This is a genomic window from Kribbella sp. NPDC006257 (assembly GCF_040613535.1).
Taxonomy (GTDB): Bacteria; Actinomycetota; Actinomycetes; order Propionibacteriales; family Kribbellaceae; genus Kribbella.
Map to the genome: position 1 here is coordinate 65,970 of NZ_JBEXSJ010000036.1, position 23,877 is coordinate 89,846.

At 65.9% G+C, this 23,877-nt stretch carries 20 protein-coding genes and 1 rRNA gene; 15 read left to right on the top strand and 6 right to left on the bottom strand.

All coding sequences use genetic code 11. The annotated features are described in order from the left end of the window. Positions 1-174: 174 nt before the first annotated feature. Together ABZ004_RS32585 and ligD are read left to right on the top strand one after the other, a co-directional pair. Positions 175-2,091 carry an ATP-dependent DNA helicase gene (locus ABZ004_RS32585; protein WP_355685038.1) on the top strand — a complete coding sequence of 639 codons (1,917 nt, stop codon included), beginning with the start codon at positions 175-177 and terminating at the stop codon, positions 2,089-2,091. A gap of 398 nt (positions 2,092-2,489) precedes the next feature. After that, a complete protein-coding gene (gene ligD, locus ABZ004_RS32590) occupies positions 2,490-3,455 on the top strand; it encodes a non-homologous end-joining DNA ligase (RefSeq protein WP_355685008.1) in 966 nt (321 codons plus the stop codon). Positions 3,456-4,350: 895 nt separating this feature from the next. Here ligD and ABZ004_RS32595 read toward each other — a convergent pair. Continuing rightward, positions 4,351-4,863 (bottom strand): glutathione peroxidase, encoded by a 513-nt coding sequence (locus tag ABZ004_RS32595; RefSeq protein WP_355685009.1) that lies wholly within the window; start codon positions 4,861-4,863, stop codon positions 4,351-4,353. A 48-nt stretch (positions 4,864-4,911) separates the two neighbouring features. Then, positions 4,912-5,697, bottom strand: coding sequence for a transcriptional repressor LexA (gene lexA, locus ABZ004_RS32600; RefSeq protein ID WP_355685011.1), 786 nt, complete (start codon positions 5,695-5,697; stop codon positions 4,912-4,914). A gap of 381 nt (positions 5,698-6,078) precedes the next feature. On the opposite strand from lexA, the gene ABZ004_RS32605 reads away from it, so the two are divergent. After that, entirely contained in the window at positions 6,079-6,558 is a 480-nt protein-coding gene (locus tag ABZ004_RS32605) for a LysM domain-containing protein (protein WP_355685012.1), read from the top strand. A 207-nt stretch (positions 6,559-6,765) separates the two neighbouring features. On the opposite strand, the gene ABZ004_RS32610 is transcribed toward ABZ004_RS32605, so the two are convergent. Both ABZ004_RS32610 and ABZ004_RS32615 read right to left on the bottom strand, forming a co-directional pair. After that, the gene (locus tag ABZ004_RS32610; RefSeq protein ID WP_355685013.1) at positions 6,766-8,094 is read right to left on the bottom strand and encodes a Gfo/Idh/MocA family oxidoreductase; all 1,329 of its coding nucleotides are present in this window, start codon (positions 8,092-8,094) and stop codon (positions 6,766-6,768) included. Positions 8,095-8,548: 454 nt separating this feature from the next. Then, positions 8,549-9,499 carry a nucleoside hydrolase gene (locus tag ABZ004_RS32615; protein WP_355685014.1) on the bottom strand — a complete coding sequence of 317 codons (951 nt, stop codon included), beginning with the start codon at positions 9,497-9,499 and terminating at the stop codon, positions 8,549-8,551. A gap of 383 nt (positions 9,500-9,882) precedes the next feature. Between ABZ004_RS32615 and nrdR the strand changes: the two genes are divergently transcribed. Both nrdR and ABZ004_RS32625 read left to right on the top strand, forming a co-directional pair. After that, on the top strand, positions 9,883-10,371 hold the full coding sequence (gene nrdR / locus ABZ004_RS32620; protein WP_355685016.1) for a transcriptional regulator NrdR: 489 nt from the start codon (positions 9,883-9,885) through the stop codon (positions 10,369-10,371). 125 nt (positions 10,372-10,496) lie between these two features. Continuing rightward, entirely contained in the window at positions 10,497-13,382 is a 2,886-nt protein-coding gene (locus tag ABZ004_RS32625) for a vitamin B12-dependent ribonucleotide reductase (RefSeq protein ID WP_355685018.1), read from the top strand. Between the two features lie 63 nt (positions 13,383-13,445). Here the strand turns inward: ABZ004_RS32625 and ABZ004_RS32630 are convergent, their stop codons facing one another. Continuing rightward, positions 13,446-14,102, bottom strand: coding sequence for a hypothetical protein (locus ABZ004_RS32630; protein WP_355685019.1), 657 nt, complete (start codon positions 14,100-14,102; stop codon positions 13,446-13,448). A gap of 247 nt (positions 14,103-14,349) precedes the next feature. On the opposite strand from ABZ004_RS32630, the gene ABZ004_RS32635 reads away from it, so the two are divergent. The 5 genes from ABZ004_RS32635 to ABZ004_RS32655 all read left to right on the top strand — a co-directional run bounded on the left by ABZ004_RS32635 (position 14,350) and on the right by ABZ004_RS32655 (position 20,200). Further along, a complete protein-coding gene (locus tag ABZ004_RS32635) occupies positions 14,350-14,979 on the top strand; it encodes a hypothetical protein (RefSeq protein ID WP_355685020.1) in 630 nt (209 codons plus the stop codon). Between the two features lie 112 nt (positions 14,980-15,091). Next, the gene (locus ABZ004_RS32640; RefSeq protein ID WP_355685022.1) at positions 15,092-15,763 is read left to right on the top strand and encodes a Crp/Fnr family transcriptional regulator; all 672 of its coding nucleotides are present in this window, start codon (positions 15,092-15,094) and stop codon (positions 15,761-15,763) included. Positions 15,764-15,867: 104 nt separating this feature from the next. After that, positions 15,868-16,785 (top strand): hypothetical protein, encoded by a 918-nt coding sequence (locus tag ABZ004_RS32645; RefSeq protein WP_355685024.1) that lies wholly within the window; start codon positions 15,868-15,870, stop codon positions 16,783-16,785. 98 nt (positions 16,786-16,883) lie between these two features. After that, complete coding sequence (locus tag ABZ004_RS32650) at positions 16,884-18,890, top strand: hypothetical protein (RefSeq protein WP_355685025.1); 2,007 nt, start codon at positions 16,884-16,886, stop codon at positions 18,888-18,890. Positions 18,891-18,901: 11 nt separating this feature from the next. Further along, positions 18,902-20,200 carry a hypothetical protein gene (locus tag ABZ004_RS32655; RefSeq protein ID WP_355685027.1) on the top strand — a complete coding sequence of 433 codons (1,299 nt, stop codon included), beginning with the start codon at positions 18,902-18,904 and terminating at the stop codon, positions 20,198-20,200. Positions 20,201-20,252: 52 nt separating this feature from the next. Here ABZ004_RS32655 and ABZ004_RS32660 read toward each other — a convergent pair whose 3' ends face one another. Continuing rightward, the gene (locus ABZ004_RS32660; protein WP_355685029.1) at positions 20,253-20,537 is read right to left on the bottom strand and encodes a hypothetical protein; all 285 of its coding nucleotides are present in this window, start codon (positions 20,535-20,537) and stop codon (positions 20,253-20,255) included. Positions 20,538-20,676: 139 nt separating this feature from the next. Here ABZ004_RS32660 and ABZ004_RS32665 point away from each other — a divergent pair, with 139 nt between their 5' ends. The 5 genes from ABZ004_RS32665 to ABZ004_RS32685 form a co-directional block, all read left to right on the top strand. Continuing rightward, on the top strand, positions 20,677-21,042 hold the full coding sequence (locus tag ABZ004_RS32665) for a helix-turn-helix transcriptional regulator (RefSeq protein WP_355685030.1): 366 nt from the start codon (positions 20,677-20,679) through the stop codon (positions 21,040-21,042). A 36-nt stretch (positions 21,043-21,078) separates the two neighbouring features. After that, a complete protein-coding gene (locus ABZ004_RS32670; protein ID WP_355685032.1) occupies positions 21,079-21,288 on the top strand; it encodes a KTSC domain-containing protein in 210 nt (69 codons plus the stop codon). Positions 21,289-21,372: 84 nt separating this feature from the next. Then, positions 21,373-21,594 (top strand): hypothetical protein, encoded by a 222-nt coding sequence (locus tag ABZ004_RS32675; RefSeq protein ID WP_355685033.1) that lies wholly within the window; start codon positions 21,373-21,375, stop codon positions 21,592-21,594. A gap of 159 nt (positions 21,595-21,753) precedes the next feature. Next, the gene (locus ABZ004_RS32680; protein WP_355685035.1) at positions 21,754-23,076 is read left to right on the top strand and encodes a serine hydrolase domain-containing protein; all 1,323 of its coding nucleotides are present in this window, start codon (positions 21,754-21,756) and stop codon (positions 23,074-23,076) included. 711 nt (positions 23,077-23,787) lie between these two features. Further along, positions 23,788-23,877: ribosomal RNA gene (locus ABZ004_RS32685) — 16S ribosomal RNA — on the top strand; the annotation flags it as partial.

Consider the following 23,877-nt stretch of genomic DNA (forward strand, 5'->3'; position numbering starts at 1 on the left):
TGCTCTCGCCGCCCGCAGGGCGGTGGTTGTGGAGGTTTTCCACAGGCTTGCTTGTGCTGGTCGGGGAATGTCGGCTGGGCGGGCTAGGGTGATGCGGTGGTTGTCGAAGTGCGGGAATTGCTGGAGGCCGCGGTCTCCGGGATCGGTGGTCAGACGCGACCTGGCCAGGTCGAAATGGCCGAAGCGGTCAACGGGGCGATGGAGGACGGCTCCCATCTCCTCGTCCAAGCCGGGACGGGAACAGGGAAGTCGCTCGGGTACCTGGTGCCCGCGCTCCTGCACGCCCTGGAGGACCGTCGGGTAGTGGTCTCCACAGCGACCCTGGCGCTCCAGTCGCAGCTGGTGGATCGCGACATGCCCGCCCTGCTGGACGCGACGGAGAAGCTGTTGCCGCGCCGCCCGGCGTACGCGATCCAGAAAGGCCGGAACAACTACGCCTGCCTGCACCGGATCCGCGAGGGCGCGCCCGACGACGACGGCATGCTGATCGACATCCCGCCGGCCGGCCCGATCGGTCAGCAGGTCCTCGAACTGCGCGACTGGGCCGAGCAGCAACTCCTCGACGGCGAGGCCGGCGACCGCGACCACGCGCCGACCCATCAGTACCAAGCCTGGCAGCAGGTAGCGATCGCCGCCCGCGAATGCCTGGGCGCCCAGAAGTGCCCGTACGGCGACGAATGCTTCGCGGAGAAGTCCAAGGAGCAGGCTCGCAAGGCCGACATCGTGATCACCAACCACGCGCTGCTCTCGATCGACGCCTTCGAGAATCGGACCGTGCTCCCCGAGCACGACGTGGTGATCGTCGACGAAGCGCATGAGCTGCCCGCGAGGGTGACTGGCGCGGCCGGTGCCGAGCTGTCACCGCAGATGGTCGAGCGCGCCGCCAAGCGGGCTCGCCGGTTCGTCGACGACGACCATGCCGACGACCTGATCGATGCCTCGGATGCGTTGCGGGCGGCGCTCGACGAGACCCGCGAAGGCCGGATCGAGGCGGCGAACGGCGTGGTCCTCGAAGCCGCCGCGCTGGTCCGGGATGCGTCGCGTGCGGTCTACTCCGATCTGAACAAGAAGACCGACGACTCCTCCGCCGATGATCCGGACGGCGCCAAACGGCAGTCCAAGGGCGCGGTGAAGGAGATCTTCGACGTCGCCGAACGCGTCGCCGCGCTGAACGATCTCGACGTGGTGTGGCTGGTCGATCGCGAACGCTTCGGCCGCGAACTGCGGATCGCGCCGCTCACCGTCGCCGGGCTGCTGCGCGAACTCGTGCTGAAGGACCGCACCGTAGTACTGACGTCGGCGACGCTCACCCTGGGTGGCGACTTCGACGCGATCGCCCGGCAGGTCGGGTTGCGGCCGTCGGACAAGCTGACCGATGACGAGGAGATGCCGTCCGTCGACGCCACCTCCGACACCGGGCCTCTGCCGTGGCGCGGCCTCGACGTCGGCTCACCTTTCGAGTACGAGAAACAGGGGATTCTGTACGTCGCCAAGCACCTGCCGCCACCGCATCGCGACGGGCTGGGCAAGAAGCAGTTCGAGGAGATCATCGATCTGATCACCGCGGCCGGTGGGCGGACGCTTGGGCTGTTCTCGTCCCGGCGAGCTGCCGAGGCCGCGACGGCTGCTGTTCGCGAGGCGACGGATCTGAAGGTGCTGTGCCAGGGCGATGCGCAGCTCGGTGAGTTGGCGCGCGAGTTCATCGAGGATCCAGAGACCTCGCTGTTCGGAACGCTGTCGCTTTGGCAGGGCATCGACGTACCGGGCTCGACCTGCAACCTGGTCATCATCGACCGAGTCCCCTTCCCACGCCCCGACGAACCACTGATGGCAGCTCGCCAGCGCGCAGTCGACGAGGCAGGCGGCAACGGCTTCATGGCAGTCGCCGCAACCCATGCCGCGCTCCTGCTGGCCCAGGGCACCGGCCGCCTGATCCGCCGCACCTCCGACCGAGGCGTGGTCGCGATCCTGGACCCGCGCATCGTGACCGCCCGGTACGGCGGCTACCTGCGCGCCTCCTTGCCTCCCATGTGGCCCACAGCCGATCGTGAAAAGGTGCTAGGCGCCCTGAAACGACTCCAGGACACGTGAGCCCCATGCGACGACCCCGATGACCTCCCCGCGGTGCCACCCGCTGAAGTGCCGGTTGCCGGCGCGCCAGCGGCGCGACCTGTTGGAGTGCCGATTGCCGGTCGCCGTCGGGCTCGACCGCCTGCGCGCCGGCGGCCGCCGTGCCGCTCGCCACCTGTCTAAGTCGCAACCCGCCAGAGCCCTCACCTTTGGGGCGCCGGTGATGTCTGAGCGCTTCGAGCATCGAGGACTGCAGTGAGTCCGGGGGTCGCCGTCGGGCTCGACCGGCTGCCGGCCGGCGGCCGCCGTGCCGCTCGTCGGCCACGCCCTCGCCACCTGTTTACGCCGCAACCCGCCAGAGCACAGTCACCCTTGGGGCAGCCGGTGATGTCTGGACGGTTCGAGCATCGAGGACTGCGGTGAGTCCGGGTGGGGGTCCGCCGGTGTTGCCGATGATGGCGGCGCTGGGGGAGATGCCGTCCGGACCCGGCTGGTCGTACGAGATGAAATGGGACGGCATCCGGGTGATCGCCGAGGTCGACGACTCCGGTTGCCGGCTCTGGTCCCGCAACAGCCGCGACGTCTCCGCGGGGTACCCGGAACTGGTGGGGATCGCGACCGACGCCGGCCTGCGGCTCCCCGCCGTACTGGATGGTGAGATCGTCACCCTCGACGAGAACGGCGCACCCTCCTTCGGCCTGCTGCAACGGCGAATGCACGTCCGCGACCCGCGCCACCTCGCCCAGCTGATCAACCAGGTGCCGGTCTCGGTGCGACTCTTCGACGTCCTCCAGCTCGACGGAAGGTCGTTGCTAGAGGCAACCTACGACCAGCGGCGTGAGGTGCTCGAATCGCTTCAGCTCACCGACCCGTTCTGGGAGATTCCGCCGACCTACACCGACGGCCAAGAGGCCCTCGATCTGTCGGCGTCGACCGGCCTCGAAGGCGTCGTCGCCAAGCGCCGCAAGTCGCGGTACCTGCCTGGCAAACGGAGCGCGGACTGGATCAAGGTCAAACCCGTCCTCACCCGCGACGTGATCCTGTGCGGCTGGCACCCGGGGGAGGGGAACCGTGAAGGCAAGATCGGCTCCCTGTACTGCGGCGCGTACGACGGCGACACCCTGGTGCTGATCGGCAAGGTCGGCTCCGGCCTCGACTTCGCCATGCTCGAAATCCTCAGCGCCGAACTCGCCGCCCTGGAGATCGACTCCCCACCCTTCGACGTCTCCTCGGTCCCCAACACCGACCGCCGAGCCGCCCACTGGCTCGACCCCCTCCTGGTCGCCGAAGTCACCTACTCCGGCTGGGCCGCCGACGGCCGCCTCCGCCACCCCGTCTGGCGAGGCCTCCGCCTAGACATCAACCCAGAATCAGTAACCCGCTAACCCCGCCCCTCCCACCAGAAGGCCCACCCGCTTCTCACCCCCCGAACACCACCGCCGCACACCCTCCACCCACCACCCACCCGCACCTGCCCAGCCACCTCCCGGGCACCTGGGACACCGACGCGGCAGACCCTCCGGTCACCTTCCGGGAGCCTCGGACACCACGACGGGGGCTAGGTCACGCCATACCGTGTCCGGACTCCCGACAACCTGTCCCGAACCCCCGGCATGGTGTGCGAACCCGCAGAGCGGAGCCGCTGCCCCCGAATCCGAGACCATCAAGGAGCTCACCTCCTGGGCACCTGGGACGCCGACGCGGCAGACCCTCCGGTCACCTTCCGGGAGCCTCGGACACCACGACGGAGGCTAGGTCACGCCATAACGTGTCCGGACTCCCGACAACTTGTCCCGAACCCCCGGCATGGTGTGCGAACCCGCAGAGCCGAGCCGCTGCCCCGAATCCGAGACCATCAAGGGGCTCACCTCCTGGGCACCTGGGACGCCGACGCGGCAGACCCTCCGGTCACCTCCTGGGCAGCTCGGACACCGCCAGATCCTCCGGTCACCTTCCGGGAGCGTCGGACACCAGGGCGGGGGTTAGGTCACGCCATGACGTGTCCGGACTCCCGACGACCTGTCCCGAACCCCCGGCTTGGTGTCTGAGCCCGCCCCGAGTGGTGCGCGTTCTCCAAAGCGGGGCCGCCGCCCCTGAATCCGTGACGATCAAGGGGCTCAGGTCCTCCTGGCGTGCTGATCCCCTGCTCTAGCAAGGGGGCAACCGCACCAAAAGGACCTAAGCGCTCATGCGCGGGGATGTGCCTTGCGCATGGGCCGGGACCGCCGACTGAACTGATACTGAAGGGCCGACTAGGGTATCGATTCCAGGTTGTAGCGGTTAGTCGCTCGACTCGCGGTGGCTTGGGGCCGGTACGGCGAGGGCGGCTTCGATCTTGTCAGCCAGCTTCTCCGGCGTGTGGGCCGGCGCGTACCGGGCGATGACACTGCCGTCGCGGGCGACCAGGAACTTGGTGAAGCTCCACTTGATCCGCCCGCCGAGCAACCCGCCCTGCTCTCGTTTGAGCCAGTTGTACAGCGGCAGCGTCTTCGACCCGTTGACGTCGATCTTCGCGAACATCGGGAACGTGACGTGGTAGATCGTCGAGACGTAGTTCGCGATCTCGTTCTCGTCACCAGGCTCCTGGTGACCGAACTGGTCGCAGGGAAATCCGAGCACGGAAAAGCCCTGTTTGCGGTACGTCTTGTACAGCTTCTGCAAGCCGGAGTACTGCGGGGTCTGGCTGGATTGCGAGGCCGTATTCACCACCAGGAGGACCTGGTCACGGAAGTCGGCAAGAGACTGTTCATTGCCTTCGATCCGGGTGGCACTGAAGTCATAGACAGTCGTCATAACTCAATCCTGACATGTCCCGGCGGAGTGCGCTCGCCGTCTGAGATGTCAGACACGCCGCAGAACTGTTACGACCTTCCCGAGAATGGTCGCGTCCTTGCCGTCGATCGGCTCGAACGCGGGGTTGTGCGGGATCAGCAGGATCTGCGTCGCGGTCTTCTTGAACGTCTTCACGGTCGCCTCGCCGTCGATCATCGCAGCGACGATGTCACCGTTCTCCGCGGTCTGCTCCTGCCGCACGACCACCCAGTCGCCGTCGCAGATCGCCGCGTCGATCATCGATTCACCCTTGACCTTCAGCATGAACAGGGTGCCTTCCCCGACCATTGCCCTGGGCAACGGGAAGACCTCCTCGATGTCCTGCTCGGCAAGGATCGGGTTACCGGCGGCGATCTGGCCGACCACCGGCACGTAGACCGCGTCCGGGTGCGCGTCGCCGGCCCCGGTCTCGTCGTACGACGTCTGTCGCACGGAGCCCACCGAGCCACGCCGGGCCGCGGCGTCCGCGACTTCGCCCGGATAACGGACCTCGATCGCGCGCGGCCGGTTCGGGTCGCGGCGCAGCAGGCCTTTCTGCTCGAGCACCTTCAGCTGGTGCGACACCGACGAGGAGCTGGTCAGGCCGACCTTCTCGCCGATCTCGCGCATCGACGGCGGGTAGCCCCGGCTGTCGACGGAATCCCGGATCACGTCCAGCACCCGGCGCTGCCGCGGCGTCAGACCGGTGGCGTCCGGCGGGCCGTCCGGCAGTTCGGAGACGGTCTTGGCGGCCTTGTTCGTGGCGCCCGCGGCGGCGCGATCGTCCTTGCTGGAACCGCTCGGCGTCCTGGCCATCGGCTGACTTCTCCTCGGGTCGGGCCGGCGGTTCCACCCCCGGCCAAGCTTTCAACGACTGAGAAGACCGTAGACCGAATCCTGAGATTCTTCAAACATCTGTTCGAAGGCGTGTCGGTTCGCACGTTTGTTCGTGTGTCAGGTTATAGAGCCCGGCGGGGCGCCCGGCCCGACGGGAATATCGGCGGCGTGTCGTCGTTGGAAATGGTTGCGTCCCGGCCGGCGTTCGGTTAATCATTCGTACAGGCGTTCGATCGAACAGGTGTTCGGGCCGGGTCGCCGGAGGGTCCGCCGAACGGTTCGACGAAAAACTGTCGGAGGCGCCCGGTAGACAGAGATCGACACCGCAGGACGAGGTCTGAACGAGGTCTGGAGGATCCGATGAGTACAGCGGCCCTGGCAGCAGGCGCGACCACTCAGGTGACGGTTGTGCCCGAGGTGGACGGCAACCGCCCGACCCGGCGCCGCCGTATCGCCGGCACCACCACCGAGCGGATCCCGGTCCGCGCCTGTTCCGGTGACGACCTCGGCCGGCACGTCCAGCTCGCCGAGATCGAGCCGCCCGCCCTGCGCCTGACCAGGCGCGGCCGGATGCTGCTCACCACCGTCTCGGTGCTGGTCTTCGGTGCCGCCGTCGCCGTCCTCGGCCTCCGGGTCGCCGGCCTGCTCGACCCGGCGCCGCAGTTCACCCACACCATCTCGGTCCAGGTCGGCGCCGGTCAGTCCCTGTGGTCGATCGCCCAGGAGACCAACCCGAGCGAGAACCCGGCCACCGTCGTCGAGCAAATCGCCAACCTCAACAACCTCCGCACCCCCGCGGACATCACCCCCGGCCAAACCCTCCAGATCCCCATCCGCTGACCCCGGCCCGTACGACGGGCTCACGCACCCGCCACGTCGCCACAGGCCAGCACGCCGACGCCCAGGCCCCGACGGCCCGACCTGGATAACCTCCAGAGACCTCGGACACGAAATTGCCTGTCCGAACCCCAGCCTCGCCGTCCGGACCTCAGGTTCGTCGACGCCGCTGAACGGTCCGTCTGGTTCCGATCTGTTGGCCGCAGTGGGCTAGGTGCTCAGCAGGGTGGCGACGTCTACCGCCTGGCCGGTTTCGAAAGATCGATTGGCTGCCAGCCCGACCAGGAGTGAGCGAGCGCCGTCGTGGTGATCCGCGCTGCGACCGAGCGGATCTTCGGCCGGTGATCCGAACAGCGACTCCAAGAGCCGCGCATCCCCGCCGCCATGACCCTGGCCGAGCTCATGGTGCAGCAGCGTCTGCGGCGGCTCCCACAACGGATGCAGCGTCAGCAGCGCCTCGGTCTCACCCGGAGCCGCGTCGCCATGCTGTACGGCGGTCGCATGTCGCACCTCCTCAGGCCGGGTAGCGAACGTGTTCTCCTTGACCAGCAACTCCAGCCGCCCAGCACTCCCGTTGAAACCGATCCGGTAGCCCTCCCACGGCGAGTACGCCGTCAGGTGATAGCTCAGCGAAGCCCCCGACGCATACCGGACGAGCACTGCCATGTCGTCCTCGATCGTGATCCCCTCGCCGAACACGTTCTGATCCCGGTGATACCCGTCCTCGTGTTCGGCCTCGAGATAAAGCTCCCGCAGTACGCCGTTCGCCGCGAGCTTGATCGCAAAAGGATCGTCCGCAGCGGCCGCCGCTCCGTCGGCCCGCTCGTAGTCACGAGCCAGCCCACGCCGCCGCCCGTTCTCGGCGCCGTAGAAGAACAACTTGCCGTCGGCAAAGACTTTCACCGGCTCCGAATCGATCCACCAGTTCACCAGATCGAAGTGATGCGTCGCCTTGTGCACCATCAACCCGCCCGCGTTCGCCTTCTCGCGATGCCAGCGACGGAAGTAGTCGGCACCGTGCCGCACATCGAGCAGCCATTCGAAGTGCACGGAGCCGATTTCCCCGATCGCGCCGGACTGCAGTACTTCGCGGACCTTCTCGTGCACCGGGTTGTAGCGATAGTTGAACGCCACCCGCACCGATCCGGACGCATTCTCGGCCGCGTCCAGAATGCGCCGGCAACGCACCGGATCCATCGTCATCGGCTTCTCCGTGACGACGTCCAGCCCCGCCTCCAGTGCGCTCACGATGTAGTCGTCGTGCGTCCGGTCCATAGACGTCACCACGACCACCTCGACACGCTGCTCTTTCAGCATCCGATCGAAATCAACGGCCCGGTACTGCGGAACTTCCGGGTGCCCGAATTTCGCGGCCAGCCGGCGATTGTGCACACCCATCCGGGTCGCGTTCACATCGCAGAATCCGACCAGCTCCGCGCGATCGGCGTACGGGCCGGCCAAGGCGTCGACAAAGGTCTGCGCCCGCGCCCCCAATCCGACCACGGCATAACGGCGGCGGGCTTCGGTCGCAGTAGGCACAAGCGCTCCCTCGACAGTCGGTAAACGCTTACCACCCAATCACGCCCGACTTCCTCAGAACAAGACTTGTCGCTCGCCTGTCCGGTTCCGGACACCCGAACCACCTAGTCCGTGTCCGCAGCCCCAGGACTTCCCACTGCCACGATGTTCGACCAATACCGCGCTATAAGCCCGACAGCGGACGAAAACCCCGCCAGCGGTGCCGGTTCAGACCAAACGCGGGGGAGGAGGTGGGCTCTGGGGGCGCGGGGCGGGACTGGGCATAGGTTGAGCGGTGGGCTCAGCGGTCGGGCTGAGCCGTGAGGCTGGGGTGGGGCTGTGGTGGAGCTAGGCCGTGGGGCTGGGGTGAGGCTGAGCGGGTGGGGCTTAAGCGGCGGGCTGAGGATGGGGGTCAGCGTTGAGCTGAGCGGTGGGAGTGGGCTCAGCGAGCTGAGCAGTGGGGTAAGGGGCGGGATTAGCTGACGGTGTGGAGCCAGAGGTCGGCGTAGCGACGGGCGTCCACGGCGGTGGCGACCTGGACAACCGTTGGCGCCGCGCCGTACGGGTCGCTGCTCAGGTCTTTCGACCAGTCTCGGGTGTCCACGATCGTTCGCCCGCGTGACCAACTGCCGGACAACTCGATCCGCAACGGGAACGGCTGCGTGGTCAGGCCGTCCGGATCGATGACTGCGCAGACGGTACCGCCGTCGCCGATGCTCGCCCCGGAACCCCCATAGAGCTCACTCCGCTTCTCGATCAGCGCCCGAGCCAGATCGGCCGACGACGATCCCTTCAATTCCCGTGCCTCGTCGAGCGTGATCTTGACGTCGTAGAACACATCGAGTCCGTACATCGTGATCGGTACGCCGAGTTCGCCGGCCGCCGCCAGCACCACCGCGGCCGCCTCCGGATCGGTCCAGATGTTGAACTCCGCCGACGCCGTCGCGTTGCCGATCCCGGCCGCGCCGCCCATGAAGACGATTTCGGCCAGTCCCGCGGCCGCTTCCGGGTAGGTCCGCAGCAGCAGCGCGATGTTGGTCATCGGCGCGAGCGGGATGAGCGTCACTCGCTCGCCTGTCCGCGCGGCGTCGAGGAGCACGTCCCGGAGTAATTCGACGGCATGCCGAGGATCCGTCGTACGGGTTGATCGCGGCCAGTCGAGGTCGCCGAGTCCATCGGCACCGTGCACGTGCGGAGCCGCGCGCACCGGCTGCAGGAGCGGCGTCGCGGCGCCACGAGCCACCGGTACGTCGGTACGCCCGGCCGCCTCGAGAACAGTCAGCGTGTTGACGACGACCTCGTCGAGACCGACGTTGCCGCCGACACAGGTCACCGCCAGCAGGTCGAGCTCCGGATGACGAGCGGCGAGCAACAGCGCACAGGCGTCGTCAAGCCCCGTGTCGACGTCAAGGATGACCGGTTTCATACCCCCATCCTCGCCCATCCGAAGCCCTCCCCAGGACCCACCCCAAGACCCTCCGCCAGGCCTCACCGCGACCCCCTCGGCGCGCTCTTCGGAGGGGTTCTGGCGGCGCGTAGTTTGCTCCTCCGGGGCGGGTTCGGGGTGGCGCCACGCGGGAGTACACGAGCTCGGGTTGTTGTTGGAACAAGGAGACGCGCGCGGGATTCGGGCGTTCTTGCAAACTGTCGGAGGCCGGACGTAGCATCCCTAGATGTAGTAGTTACACGCCTGTAGTTCTCCACAGGTAGTGGTTGGTTACTCACAGGTCATACACAAGTTGTCCCCAGTTCGATCCACAGATCCACCCCGGAAAGCGCGGGTGGAGCACTCGGGAGGAGTGATCCGACATGCACTGTCCGTACTGCCGGCACGTGGACTCCCGGGTCGTCGACAGCCGGGTCGCCGAGGACGGCGGAGCGATCCGCCGCCGCCGGCAGTGCCCGGTCTGCGAGAAGCGGTTCACCACCGTTGAGCAGATGCAGCTGACGGTCGTGAAACGGTCCGGCGCGACCGAGCCGTTCAGCCGCGAAAAGGTGATCAGCGGCGTCGGCAAGGCCTGCAAGGGCCGCCCGGTGGACGTGGACGCGCTGGCCCGGCTGGGCCAGACGGTCGAGGACACGCTCAAGGGCAGCGGCTCGCCGGAGGTTCCCGCGCACGAGGTCGGCCTGGCCATCCTCGGACCGCTGCGGGAGCTGGACGAGGTGGCGTACCTGCGGTTCGCCTCCGTCTACCGGCAGTTCGAGTCGGCCGACGACTTCGAGACCGAGATCGCGCTGCTGCGCGCCGAGAAGGAGCCCGAGGGCACCGAACCGGCAACGCAGGGCACCCAGACATAAATCGGGGATTCGCAGCACACGCAGTACGGGCCGGTGACGGCGCGCGCAGTACGCAGTACAGGCGTTACGGGCAGGACTCAACGGGGCGGTCCCGACAGATCGCAGACACAGGGCGAGGAGCAACCATGACAGAGACGGTGACCGGCCATTCGGGGTCGACCAAGAGGTCGACGGCCGGGTTCCGCAGGGGCAAGAACGCCCCGGCAGGACTCACCATCGAGCGCATCTTCACGACCGAGGGCATTCACCCGTACGACGAGGTGACGTGGGAGCGCCGCGACGTCGTCCAGCAGAACTGGAAGACCGGCGAGACCGTCTTCGAGCAGCGCGGGGTCGAGTACCCCGACTACTGGAGTGTGAACGCCTCCACGATCGTCACCACCAAGTACTTCCGCGGTGCCGTCGGTCACGACAACCGCGAGTGGAGCCTCAAGCAGCTCCTCGACCGTGTGGTCAAGACCTACCGCAAGGCCGGCGAGGAGCACGGCTACTTCGCCACCGACGCGGACGCCGAGGTGTTCGAGCACGAGCTGACCTGGATGCTGCTGCACCAGTACTTCAGCTTCAACTCGCCGGTCTGGTTCAACGTCGGTACTTCGTCCCCGCAGCAGGTGTCGGCCTGCTTCATCCTCGCCGTCGACGACTCGATGGACTCGATCCTGAACTGGTACAAGGAGGAGGGCCTGATCTTCAAGGGCGGCTCCGGTGCCGGTCTGAACCTGTCCCGCATCCGCTCCTCCAAGGAGCTGCTGCAGTCCTCCGGCGGTACGGCGTCCGGCCCGGTCAGCTTCATGCGCGGCGCGGACGCGTCGGCCGGCACCATCAAGTCCGGTGGCGCCACCCGGCGCGCGGCCAAGATGGTCGTGCTGGACGTGGACCACCCGGACATCGAGGAGTTCGTCGAGACCAAGATGCGCGAGGAGGACAAGATCCGCGTCCTCCGCGACGCCGGGTACGACATGGACCTCGGCGGCCGCGACATCACCTCGGTGCAGTACCAGAACGCGAACAACTCGGTCCGGGTGACGGACGAGTTCATGCGCGCGGTCGAGGAGAAGGGCGAGTTCGGGCTGCGGGCCCGGATCGACAACTCGATCATCGAGACCGTCGACGCCCGCGAGCTGTTCGACAAGATCAGCCACGCCGCCTGGGCCTGCGCCGACCCGGGGCTGCAGTACGACGACACCATCAACGACTGGCACACCACGCCGGAGACGGGCCGGATCACCGCGTCCAACCCGTGCTCGGAGTACATGCACCTGGACAACTCGTCCTGCAACCTGGCCTCGCTGAACCTGATGAAGTTCCTGAAGGACGACGACTCCTTCGACTCGGTGAACTTCGTCAAGGCCGTCGAGCTGATCATCACCGCGATGGACATCTCGATCTGCTTCGCGGACTTCCCGACCGAGGCGATCGGCGACACCACCCGCGCCTACCGGCAGCTCGGCATCGGCTACGCCAACCTCGGCGCGCTGCTGATGGCAACCGGTCACGCCTACGACTCCGACGGTGGTCGCGCACTGGCGGGCGCTATCACCTCACTGATGACCGGTACGTCGTACAAGCGGTCGGCGGAGCTGGCCGGCGTCGTCGGCCCGTACGACGGCTTCGAGCGGAACAAGGAAGCGCACGCCCGGGTGATGCGCAAGCACGCCGCGGCCAACGACGCGATCCGCACGCTCGACGAGATCGACAAGGACGTCCACAAGCACGCCACCGCGGCCTGGGACGGCGTGCTGAAGATCGGTGCGAAGAACGGCTGGCGCAACGCGCAGGCCTCGGTGCTGGCCCCGACCGGCACGATCGGCTTCATGATGGACTGCGACACGACCGGGATCGAGCCGGACTTCTCGCTGGTCAAGTTCAAGAAGCTGGTCGGCGGCGGCTCGATGCAGATCGTCAACCAGACGGTGCCGCGCGCGCTGCGCAAGCACGGCTACACCGAGGAGACGATCGAGGCGATCGTCGAGTACATCTCCGAGCACGGTCACGTCGTCGACGCACCGGGTCTGAAGACCGAGCACTACGAGATCTTCGACACCGCGATGGGCGAGCGGTCGATCAAGCCGATGGGCCACGTCCGGATGATGGCGGCCGCGCAGCCGTTCCTGTCCGGCGCCATCTCGAAGACGGTCAACCTGCCGGAGACGGCGACCGTCGAGGAGATCGCGGACGTCTACTTCCAGGGCTGGAAGCTCGGCCTGAAGGCACTCGCCGTCTACCGCGACAACTGCAAGGTCGGCCAGCCGCTGTCGGACTCCAAGTCCGCCAAGGCCGCGGCCTCCGCCTCTGAGGCGGCCGAGCCGGTGGTCGAGAAGATCATCGAGTACCGGCCGACCCGCAAGCGGCTGCCGAAGTCGCGTCCGTCGCGCACCACGTCATTCAGCGTCGGTGGCGCCGAGGGGTACATGACGGCCGGCTCCTACCCGGACGACGGTCTGGGCGAGGTCTTCCTGAAGATGGGCAAGCAGGGTTCGACCCTGGCCGGTGTGATGGACGCCTTCTCGATCGCGATCTCGATCGCCCTGCAGCACGGCGTACCGCTGGAGACCTACGTCCAGAAGTTCACCAACCTGAAGTTTGAGCCGGCCGGTCTGACCGACGACCCGGACGTCCGGATGGCGCAGTCGATCATGGACTACATCTTCCGCCGCCTCGCGCTGGACCACCTGTCCTTCGACGAGCGCTCCGCCCTCGGCATCTACTCCGCCGAGGAGCGCTCCCGCCAGCTCGACACCGGTTCGTACGAAGCCCCGGTGGAGGTCTCCGAGGCAGAGTCCCTCAAGGCCGTCGAGCCGGTCGCCGAACCGGCACCGGAGGCTGCGGTCGAAGAGGCCGGCGCCAAGGTCCTCGACACCTCCGAGGTCCGCACCACGGCAGAGATGTTCGAGCTCATCACCGGCACCTCGGTGGACGCACCGCTCTGCTTCACCTGCGGCACCAAGATGCGCCCCAGCGGCTCCTGCTACGTCTGCGAAGGCTGCGGCAGCACCTCCGGCTGCAGCTAACCCCTGATTGATAGCGCCACGGCCCCCGGGAACTTCCCACCTCCCCCGGGGGCCGCAGCGCGTTCAGGAGACCAGCCAGCTGAAGGGGCGGTCTTTCCAGACTTCGGCGGTGAGTTTGGTGCCGGCCGGTACGCCGGACGCCGGGACATCGAAGAGCAGGACGCCTTCGGCGGGGCCCAAGTTGCTCGGGCCGTCGCCGGAGACCTTGGAGCTGTGGGAGTCCCGGAAAGCATTCGGGAGGTAGGCGACGTTCGCATCCTGTGGGTACTTCGTGCCGTCGGGCGCGACGAGCTGAAAGTGCTGGTCGTACAGGGTGAACGGGTCGCCGGTGATGGTGGTGCGGAGGTCGGCCAAGGCGAAGATCTTCTGCGGACCAGGCCCGAACTTGATCCCTGGCACCGCCTTCATCGTCTTGAAGGAGACCAGCGTGATCGTCGCCGCGGCCCACTTGGGCGGGTCGTAGCTGGAGAGTTTGACGTTGCCAAGCTCGGAGACCTTGATCGACTGCCCCACCTTGGCGACGGCTGGTTCCGGGTCCGGGGGAGCGGTGGGCCGGGGGTCCACGGTGGTGGGCTGCGACGCCGGCGGGAGCTCGGTAGAACGCGTGCTGGGTGCGTTCGGGTCGTACTCGGGGATGCTCGAGCACGCCGCCACAGCGAGGCCGAGAACGGTGATCGAGGCAACGATTGCTGAACTGGCAGCGATCTTCCGGTGGACCATGGCCCGGAACCTACCGCGTGACGGGGCTACTGCAGCCAGTGACCCAAGCGAGGCCTCCAGAGCCTGTACTGCGCGCGCTCGGCGGCCGCGTCGTCCATCGTAGAGGCGCCTCCCGTTGCTCAGCGTGACGGTTGATTTCCATGCCCGCAACGGCATGTGGACCTCGGGCGGAAACTGTCGTCGGCCTGGGTCATGATGGGTTCCGGGACCCCTCGGAGGCGGGGGCCGGCAGGTGAAGGGGTGGCCGATGAAAAACCGTCTGATCACGCTGGTGGACTTGGGTCTGGACAGCTCGTTCGACGCCTCGATGACGTTCGTCCAAGGCATCACGAGCAATATCAACGCCGGCTGGAACCGCCCGGTGATCGACGTCAACTTCGTCCGCACCCGTGATCATGAGACGGCGTTCTCAGCCCTGACCACCCCCTCGTCCGTGCTGCACGTGATGGCACACGGTGACCACAGCGAGGAGCCGTCCTTCCTCAGCACGGACGGCGAGACCCAGGTCTCGCTGACCGCGCTCGCGGACTGGTTCCTGGATCGCCAGTGGGGGATCTCCAGCGGTGTCGTCATCGCGGACGGCTGCAAGACCGGCATCGGCCGCTGGCAACGCGCGATCCGCGACTGCCTGCAGGACGAGATCACCTACATCGGCACCAGCACGGTGATCGGCTGGTACGAAGCCACCGTCTTCTGCTCAGCCTTCTACGGCGCCCTGGTCCGCAACCGGGGCCGCGGCAAAAGCCCCGCCGAACAAGGCTGGGACGCCGCCCAACGCGCCATCCGGGCCTACGAAACCCTCACCGATGCCCGCTGCCCCTACAAACCAGTAACCCTCACCCCCAGCCGCCGAGCCCTCCGCTCCCTAGCCGGCTGAACCCCGGGACGACACGCCATTCGTTCCTACCGTCCGTAATGCATGTGAGACTTTTCCGTGGTCGTCGGACCGGCGTGAGGCGCGGTAGCCGAGGTGCGGAAGGTGGTCGGCTGTGCAGATTTTCGAGCACCCTCCCGCCGACACCTTCGCGGCTCAGATCGGACCCCAGCAGTGGCGAGATCTCCTGGCCGTAGGCAGTTTGCGGAGTTTCCGACCAGGACGCGTGATCCTTCGGCAGGGTGACCCCGGCGGCTTCCTGCTCGCCCTGGAAACCGGTCGCGTCAAGCTGCTGGCCAGCGCCGAAGATGGCCTCCAGCTGATGCTCACTGTCCGTGGCGGCGGCCACCTCCTCGGCGAACTGGCCGGCGACGCCAACGGCCGGCGTACCGCCACAGTAGAAGCCATCGACCGCTGTACTGCTCGCTATCTCCCACTGGTGACTTTCGAACGATTTCTCGCTGCCAAGGGTTTGGCCGCCCAATTCCATCGCTACGTGACCGGAAAGTTCGACCAGGCCGTCGCCCGCCAGGTCGACCTCGCCCACCGCCGCTCCGTACGCCGAATCGCCCGCCTCCTGCTCGACATGGCCCGCCTGGCCCCACCGGGTCTCGTTGACCCGTTGCGCATCCCGTTCACCCAGGAGGAACTCGCCGCCTCGCTCGGCATGGCCCGCAGCACCGTCACGGACCAACTGGCCAGGCTCCGACAGTCCGGTGCCCTCAGCTCCGGTCCGCAGTTGGTGATTGCTGATCTCGACCGGCTCACCGAATGGGCCGAGGCCTGATCGTGGGCCGGGTCACTCCCGCATTGTCCGATTCCGGACAACGCATCCCGCCGTACGCCGGAAGGCTGGTCCCACTACCCGTTCGCAGGCCCTGGGAGGCAACTATGAGCACACCACAAGACCCTGGATTCGCAGGTGTTTCCGATCTGCCGCCGTACCGGGCGATGCTCGTCGTCGACATGAAGGACTACAGCGGCGCTCCGGGCCGCCACCACGCCCACCTCAACGCCCTCATCCCGGAAATCCTGCAATCGACCTTCGTTCGCTGCGGATTGTCCACCTTCTGGTCCGAAACGACCTTCGCAGACTCGACCGGCGACGGCTTTGCCATCGGCCTCCCTGCTGAACGCCTGCCGTTCCTACTCAACCCCTTTCTGGAAGGCCTTCAAAACGAGCTCGAGGAACGTGGTCGCACCCTCACGGCTGCCGGTTTTGAACCGATCCGCATGCGAGTCAGCGTCGCCGTCGGCCCCGTCACCGATTCGGGTGAAGGTGCGGTATCCGACGGAGCCGGCAATGCACGAGTCGAACTCCACCGCCTCCTCGACAGCAAACCGGTCCGCGACCTTCTGACAAGGTCGGGCGCCTCCACGAAAGTCGCCGCGATTGTCTCCGCCCGGGCTTACGAAGACGCCGTCCTGACCGGCTACACCGATGAGGTATCCGGCAGGGGCGATGAGCCCCATGAGCTGTACGTCGAGGCCCCTGTCCAAGTCAAGCGATACCAGGGCAAGGCCTATCTCCGCGTCCCAAAACCATCCGGCGAGCTCCTTACACACGGTTTCCGCAAACCCGAGGACTCGATAGCAGCAGCCGATTTCGCCGGAGAGCGGTCAGCTAAGCAGCCCTCGTCTCCTGAACGTCCCCCAGCACAGGTACAAGACCATTCGACGAACCGACGGGGTGGTGTCGGAAACATTGTCGGCAGTGTCGGCTCAATCGTCACCGATCCAGCGGGGCCGACCCACACCGGAACGGGTCATCTCTACGTCAACGGTCCCACTGATCGTGAACCGCGATGACGACAGAAAAGGCCTTGGAGTCAGGCTCCAGGACACCGGACCCGAGTGTTGGCGATGGTCTGGGCAGACGGGGCGGGGTTGGGGACATTGAGGGAAATGTGGGCGGGATCGTCGTAGATCCGCGGGGACCAACACATACAGGTTCGGGAAACCTGGTCACGCAGTCTTCGCCGGCTGGCCTGACCAACGGCAACGTCGTCAATCAGCACGTCCATCAGTACTGGGGAGTCGTGCCTCAGCAGCAACGCTCCGTGCGCGTCAGCGCGGCGACCAAGGAGATCGAGGCGCTGCGAGCCATCTTTGTCGCTCCGGAGGGGTTCGCGGATCTTCAGCATCGGCTGCTTGCCCCTGGATCGTCCCTGGTGCTTACTGGTGCATCGGGCAGCGGACGGCGAGCGGCAGCGAAGATGCTGCTGTGCCCATCCGCCGAGTTGGCCAGCGCCCTTCGTCTCCTGTCGCAGGATGACCTGATTGGCAGCGACCGACTGTCGCCGGACGACATCTCGGACGAGGACCGAGTACTGATCGACCTGTCCGATGTGGGCGAATCGGCCTTTTTGCAGCTGCAGAGAGATCTGCTGATCTATGTCGCGAGCACCGAGCGGCGCAGGGCAAGGCTGATCATCTTGATTCCGTCCCGCCTGGAGTCTCGCCTTCACGATGATTTGCGTGGGGCGCTGGGCAGGGTCAATCGCCCGGATCCTTGGCAGATCCTGGCCAGCAGTCTGCGCCCGCACGGACTGTCGGTACCCATCGCGTTGATTGCCCCGACCGACCGGCAGACGCTCGATCAGCTGCCGATGAGCGGCGTCGCCAGGGTCGCCACCTTCCTCCTTGAGGCTCGCGAGCAGGATGTCGACGGGAAGATCACTGATTGGTTCGGTCAGGCAATTGCAGGCGTTGCAGATCACGAGGATGCCGTCGCTGAACTCGTCAGCCTCCATCCCTCGGTCGATGAGCGGACCTTGCTGCTCTCCGTGGCCATGGCGGAGCAAGGGTTGCTTGAGGCTGTGTTCTGGATCGAACGGGACTTGCAGGTCGGATTGAAGTACCAGGCGCCAACTGAGCTACACCGGCTCGCCGAGGACGGCATCACCGATCGAGTCCGGGGTTTGAGAGACGAACTGGAAATTCATAATGGGAGAGTCCGCTTCCGTCGGTTCGCCTTCGGGCAAGCAGTGCTGACCCACTTCTGGGATGCGTACCCGGATCTTCGCTCCGCCGTCGCCGACTGGGTCAGGCGGTGCGTCGGCCGACGGGAGTTGACCGCCGCGGATCGAGAGGCGATAGCCCGGCGATTCGCAGGCCAGGTCGCCCGAACCAACAGTCTGGGTTTGCTTTACGGTGTCGCGCAGGACTGGTCTACAAAGGCACGGGAAGAGTCGCGGGTCCTGGCGGTCGTCTGTCTGACCGAGGTTCTGCTCGATGAGCGGACGGCGTACGGAGTGCGGAGTCAGATCTATCATTGGTCCCGAAGTTCCAACCTGGCAACGAGTTTCGGTGTTCTTCTGGTCGGCATTTGTACAGACGTTCTCGCGGTTGGTCACCTCAGTCAGGCGCTGATCCGGCTCCGTTGGTTCTGCAATCACGAAGCGGTCGTAGGCGCGGAGGCTCGGCGGGCGCTCATTCAGCTTTGCGCTGAAAATCGAACACTGGAACAGTTCCTTGCCGTCCTGATGGACCGGGAACGCTTCGACGGTGCTCTCTGCAGGACGATCGCATCTCCGCGGCGCCTCGCTGATGGTTCGAGGGAGCCGTCCCCGATAGTCAGCGCGCGCCTGGCCAGAAAGGCAGTCGTCGCCTGGCGTCAGGCGACGGATGATCTGGATACGGCCGAATGGAAACGCGAGATCACCCCGTGGCTGGACGAACACGAAGCCGCTCGGGGCGACGGCCGGTACGACGTTGCGGCTGGACTGCTACGGGCTCTGACCGAGATCTGCGCTGGCCAGGTCGCGAGGTTGGCGCAGCTCTACAGCGCTAACAGAACCTGGCTGGGCTGCAGGCAGGGTTCGCTTGATCAGCCGCGCGAGGCCGCGGCAAAGGTCGAAGAGGCTGTTCGCCGTGCGCTCGCAGATCTACCGACCGCCCCATCGAAGAACTAAGGAGAACAGTGATGAAGCTCAACCGAAGGTCCTTGGTCATCCTCGCTGCGGTCATTGCGATCCTCTACCTCCTCGCAGTCATCTTCGAGCTGCCGCTTGCGGTGATTGCCTTTCTCCCGGTGGTGCTGCTCCTTGGTGCGGCCGTCCTCTGGCGTTCCAAGGAGCAGCCGACCGCGGCTGCACTTCCGCCCGCAACGCCGGTGGACGTACCCGCTGGGCTGGCGCTGGAGGAGGTCCTAGCGACGCAAACTGTTGTCGGCGTTCGGCTTCCCTCCGCGTCAGCGGACTACCAGTTCCTCTTCTCGGCGACCGTACGGTGGTCACCTCTGCCAGCGGGCACACATCACCCTGACCTCGGCAGTGTCGCGGTTGATGCCCTGTTGACCCGCGCGAAGACAACTACAGCATTCCTGTCGGCGTCAGAGGAATCGCTCGGCGAACACCGGTTGGCGGCTCTCCTCGGACGTCCGGAGTCAGACGACCGGGGCCAGGTGCAAGCTTGGGCCACGGGAATCTCGCTAGCAGTGCCGAGCGAGGATCGGAAGTATCTCGCACAAGTGACTGCGTTTCGTCGACGCCAAGACGCCGAGCGCTGGAACCGGCAGTTCGAACAGGAGCAACGTAAATATCTCAAGGATGACGTCCTGGCTACCGCAGGCTCTGCGACTGTCTGGTGGCTGGTCAACCATCCTGGCGAGGTGGAAAAGTGTGTCGAACTTGCCGGCACTCTGGCGCGACTGGCGGCAGCCGCGAATGACCTCCCTGATCCGTTCACCGCAGAGCAGTCCTCGGACCCCCGGAGCCGTAGTGAGGGGTGGGAGAGCCGCATGGCGCACGAGGATGGACCGATGCTCCTCCCTTCCCCTGTCCAACCGGCCGAGCCGGCTTCTTTCGATTTCGATGCAGCGGTCGCGAGACTGCTGGACGGGCACGAGGAACACGAGCGATCGCTCAAGGCCGACTCGCTTGCCAATCTGGAGGCCCGCTTCAACCGTCCGGAACGAGCCGAACGGATTCGTGAGCTCCACGATGTCGAACCTGTGCAGCTGATTGAGGCCACGGTGCCGTCAGTTGACGTCTCCACCGAGGTGGCAACGGACACTGAGCAGCAAGCAGTGTCCTCGAACTCGAATGAATCCATGGAAAGTCCGCAACCTGAGGTGTTGGGATCCTCCGTGAACGGTGAGCATCTCTATCACTTGGCCACGGACGGAATCCGGGACGAAGAGCTTGTCAATGAATCCTCAAATCGCCCCAGCGCGTCGGACGCAGGAGCAGAGGACTATCGCGAGCAGTTCTTCTCGGACTGAGGGAGAGGTAGGACCGGCGCGTCGGTGCAGGGGTGGCGCCGGTCCTACCTGATCAGGTGTCTAGCCAGCGGATGGTGGTGGCGCCTTGGTGGCCGTGGATGGCGCGGACGGCTTCGATGCCGTCTTGCCAGACGGTGGTCGTCGGGTAGCGGCCGCACCAGTGCAGGGTGACGGTGCCGTCGGACCACTCGACGCCCTCGGCGACCACGCCGGTGCCGCTCACGCCGGACACGTCGGCGTGCCGGACCAGTTCGAAGCGCCGCGGCCGGGCCGTGGGCGCCATCTTCAGATGACGACGCTGCAGGAGCGCCGTCTGTCTACCGCCGATGTTGTCCATGCGGTCAGTCAACGCGCGTCCGGCTGCCCGGACCATGAACTGATCCGGTATCCACAGGGCACTGATCGGGACCCCGAACGCTCACTCGATCGACGTAACCTGATTGCAAGGAGTGATCAAGATCGCGAGGAGCGAGCCGATGACAGTCATCGACCAGTGGACGGGCCGACATGCGAACGCGCTGCGCGCAGCCCTGCGGATGACCAACGAAGCGTTCGCCGAGCGCCTCGGCGTCGCCTCACGGACGATCGCGAAATGGCGGGAGCGCCAGGAGATGGTGCCGAGTCCGCCGCTTCAGGAGGCGCTCGACACCATGCTCCACCAGGCCAACGACGAGGCCCGGGCCCGCTTCGCCGCGAATCTCGGCGTCGACGAGAGACCGGTGCTCGACGCGGTTCTGCTGAGCCAGCTCAACACAGCCGTCGGTGACCTCAGCCGAGTGCTCGCCCTGATGACGGCATCACCGGCCGTGCCCCACCCACCACTCGACGAAATCGCCGGCTAGACGGGCGTCGTACGGAAGGAGTAGAAAGCTGGGTTCATGAGGCGGCGATTCGTGGAGTCGACGAGTGTGCGGACGGTCGGGTACAGCATGTCCAGCCGGACACTCGAGATCGAGTACGTCAACGGCAGCGTCTACCAGTACTTCGACGTGCCGCAGCCGACGTACGCCGGCCTGATGGCGGCGCCGAGCATCGGCAATTTCGTCAACACCCAGATCAAGCCGTACTACGAGGTCGCGGAAGTCTGACACTCGGATGCACCGTTTTCGGTGTGTCAGCGGCGGGCACCTGTTCGTGGTCACACGGGGTTGCGTCGTATTCAGGAGGTGGACATGAGCACTCGTACTACGACTGGTTCTCGCGTGATCACGGTTGTCGTTCTTGTGTGGCTGTTGATCGGACTCGCCGCGGCCGCACAGCGGCACTACTTCGCCGGCTCGGACGCGACCTGCGCGAAGGTGGGCACGACGCTGGTCACCATCGTCGCGGGACCGCTGAACTACGTGGGCGCGAACCCGAAGATCGACTGCTCCGCTCCGCAACCGTCCAAGTAGCCCGTACTACGGTCGCGGGGATTCTGATGATCTCCGCGACCGCGACGGTCGGTTGGTTCGGCACCCTGATCGGCGCCGCCGGCTTCCGCTCGGTCCCGACCGTGTTGCGCGAACCTTCCCGTAGCTACGCTCCGAGGATCCGACTCGGGAGGGGACAGCGTGGCTGACGCACTACGGGACGAGATCGAAGCGGACCTGCTGGAGTACCAGGTGCCGGGGATCAGTTGGGCGGTGCTCGAAGGCGGCGAGATCGTCGATCGGGGAGCCGCGGGTGTGCTCGAAGCGGACCGGTCCGACCCGGTGACGGACCGGACCTTGTTCCAGGCCTGCTCGATCAGCAAGCCGGTCGCCGTACTCGCGGCGCTGCGCCTGGTCGACCGGGGCCTGCTCGAGCTCGACGAGGACGTCAACCGAAGGCTCAAGTCCTGGCAGATTCCGCGGACAGCCTTCTGGCAACCAGTCGTCACCTTGCGGCAACTGGTCAGCCACAGCGCCGGCCTCACAGTGCACGGGTTCCCGGGCTACGAATCCGGCGAGGAGATGCCGACAGCGCTGCAGATCCTCGACGGAGTACCGCCGGCCACCAACTTCGGCGTACGGGTCGACACTGTGCCCGGGACACAGTTCCGGTACTCCGGTGGCGGCACTGTCGTCGTACAGCAACTCCTGGAAGACGTGACCGGTACGCCGTTCCGCGAGCTGATGCAAGAACTTGTACTGGACCCACTCGGCATGTCCAACAGCGACTACGCCCAGCCGCTCCCAGCGGATCGGCACAGCCAAGCAGCTGTCGCGCATAACGAACTCGGCCGTCCCTGGGATGGCCGCTGGCACAGCTACCCCGAGCTGGCCGCCGCAGGACTGTGGACAACACCCAGCGACCTCGTCACCTTCGCCCAAGCCATCAAGAACTCGTACGACGGGGTCGCCGGCGCAGCGTTGTCGCCCGCACTCGCGCGCGAGGCTCTTACTCCACAGGTGCCGTCGACGGAGCGGATCGGTGGACTCGATGCGCTCGGCCTCGGACTGTTCCTCGGCCAGGAGGGACGCGTCTTCGGACACAGTGGATCGAACGCGGGATTCCGCTGTCACCTGCTCGCGTACCGGGATACCGGGCAGGGCGCGGCGGTGATGACGAACGGCGACAACGGCAACTGGGTCGTGGAGAAGACTTTCGGTCGCATCGCCGCGGCGTACGGATGGGAGGGGTATCCCGGGGAGGTCAGCGAGCGGGTGCTGCCTGACGACGAGGTGATGGCGGGGCGGGTCGGCACGTATCGGCTGCGGGACAAGTTGGCTTTCTCGGTGGAGCGGGCTGGGTTGGAGATCCTCGTGACGTTCGACGGACAGTCGCCGATGCCGTTCCGGGCGATGTCGCCGGATCGGTTCGGCGCGTGGACGGCGGATACCGAGCTGCGGTTCGAGGACGGGGGAGTGGTGTTCGTCCAGAACGGCGAAGAGATCAGTTGCCCCCGGGAATAGTTGGCGAGGGGGCTCGGTTATGTGAGGTGTCGTCCAGTACATGACCCCCGGGCCTCACACTTAGCCGCTACGAGCGGCCACTCGCCGAGAGGCGTCTGCTGGACGATGCGGTACTCGATCGGAGGGGAGCCTTGCTCCCCTCCGATCTACCTGTTCGGGAGGTCGGAGAAGGTGCTTTGCAAGGGTTCGGCCAAGGCGCCGACCTCGATTTGCATCTTCACCGCGAATGTCAGTAATGTTCTTCTTGTTGGAGCGAGTGCGGGACGCGGAAGCGGCCGGTCGCTCTGGACATCCCTGAAGGTTCTGGTGGCCGAGACTTGCCTGTGGCGGGTTTGGGTTGCTGCTTGATGGGTGGCTGTTCCGGTTGGCAGCTGATTTGACTGGCTGGGACTGGAACAGTAATGTTTGGCGGGTTGCCCCGGAGCTTGGTTCGAGAGAATCATAGCGCGGTGTGCGTCCGATTCTTGAGAACTCAACAGCGTGCCGAAAGTCAATGCCGAAATTTAGCATTTACCCGTTTCACGGCATTGGATGATTCATCCACCCTTGGGCCTTGATGGTTTTTGGGTGCTGGGTTGTCTGTTGTTCGTGTTCGGATTCCTTTGATGAATGAATGATTCAAGTCAGTTTGATTGTTTCTGAGATATCAAAGGATCACTCAAAGTAGTCTATCTGCTCGCAGGCTTTGGTTTGTGGGTTGGTATATAGATTTCAACGGAGAGTTTGATCCTGGCTCAGGACGAACGCTGGCGGCGTGCTTAACACATGCAAGTCGAGCGGTAAGGCCTCTTCGGGGGTACA

Excerpts from the sequence above, each read along its gene's own strand:
- ABZ004_RS32585 (WP_355685038.1), top strand. The coding sequence starts at position 175 with ATGGCCGAAGCGGTCAACGGGGCGATGGAGGACGGCTCCCATCTCCTC.
- ABZ004_RS32595 (WP_355685009.1), bottom strand. The coding sequence starts at position 4,863 with ATGACGACTGTCTATGACTTCAGTGCCACCCGGATCGAAGGCAATGAA.
- lexA (WP_355685011.1), bottom strand. The coding sequence starts at position 5,697 with ATGGCCAGGACGCCGAGCGGTTCCAGCAAGGACGATCGCGCCGCCGCG.
- ABZ004_RS32605 (WP_355685012.1), top strand. The coding sequence starts at position 6,079 with ATGAGTACAGCGGCCCTGGCAGCAGGCGCGACCACTCAGGTGACGGTT.
- ABZ004_RS32615 (WP_355685014.1), bottom strand. The coding sequence starts at position 9,499 with ATGAAACCGGTCATCCTTGACGTCGACACGGGGCTTGACGACGCCTGT.
- nrdR (WP_355685016.1), top strand. The coding sequence starts at position 9,883 with ATGCACTGTCCGTACTGCCGGCACGTGGACTCCCGGGTCGTCGACAGC.
- ABZ004_RS32625 (WP_355685018.1), top strand. The coding sequence starts at position 10,497 with ATGACAGAGACGGTGACCGGCCATTCGGGGTCGACCAAGAGGTCGACG.
- ABZ004_RS32630 (WP_355685019.1), bottom strand. The coding sequence starts at position 14,102 with ATGGTCCACCGGAAGATCGCTGCCAGTTCAGCAATCGTTGCCTCGATC.
- ABZ004_RS32635 (WP_355685020.1), top strand. The coding sequence starts at position 14,350 with ATGAAAAACCGTCTGATCACGCTGGTGGACTTGGGTCTGGACAGCTCG.
- ABZ004_RS32645 (WP_355685024.1), top strand. The coding sequence starts at position 15,868 with ATGAGCACACCACAAGACCCTGGATTCGCAGGTGTTTCCGATCTGCCG.
- ABZ004_RS32655 (WP_355685027.1), top strand. The coding sequence starts at position 18,902 with ATGAAGCTCAACCGAAGGTCCTTGGTCATCCTCGCTGCGGTCATTGCG.
- ABZ004_RS32660 (WP_355685029.1), bottom strand. The coding sequence starts at position 20,537 with ATGGACAACATCGGCGGTAGACAGACGGCGCTCCTGCAGCGTCGTCAT.
- ABZ004_RS32665 (WP_355685030.1), top strand. The coding sequence starts at position 20,677 with ATGACAGTCATCGACCAGTGGACGGGCCGACATGCGAACGCGCTGCGC.
- ABZ004_RS32670 (WP_355685032.1), top strand. The coding sequence starts at position 21,079 with ATGAGGCGGCGATTCGTGGAGTCGACGAGTGTGCGGACGGTCGGGTAC.
- ABZ004_RS32675 (WP_355685033.1), top strand. The coding sequence starts at position 21,373 with ATGAGCACTCGTACTACGACTGGTTCTCGCGTGATCACGGTTGTCGTT.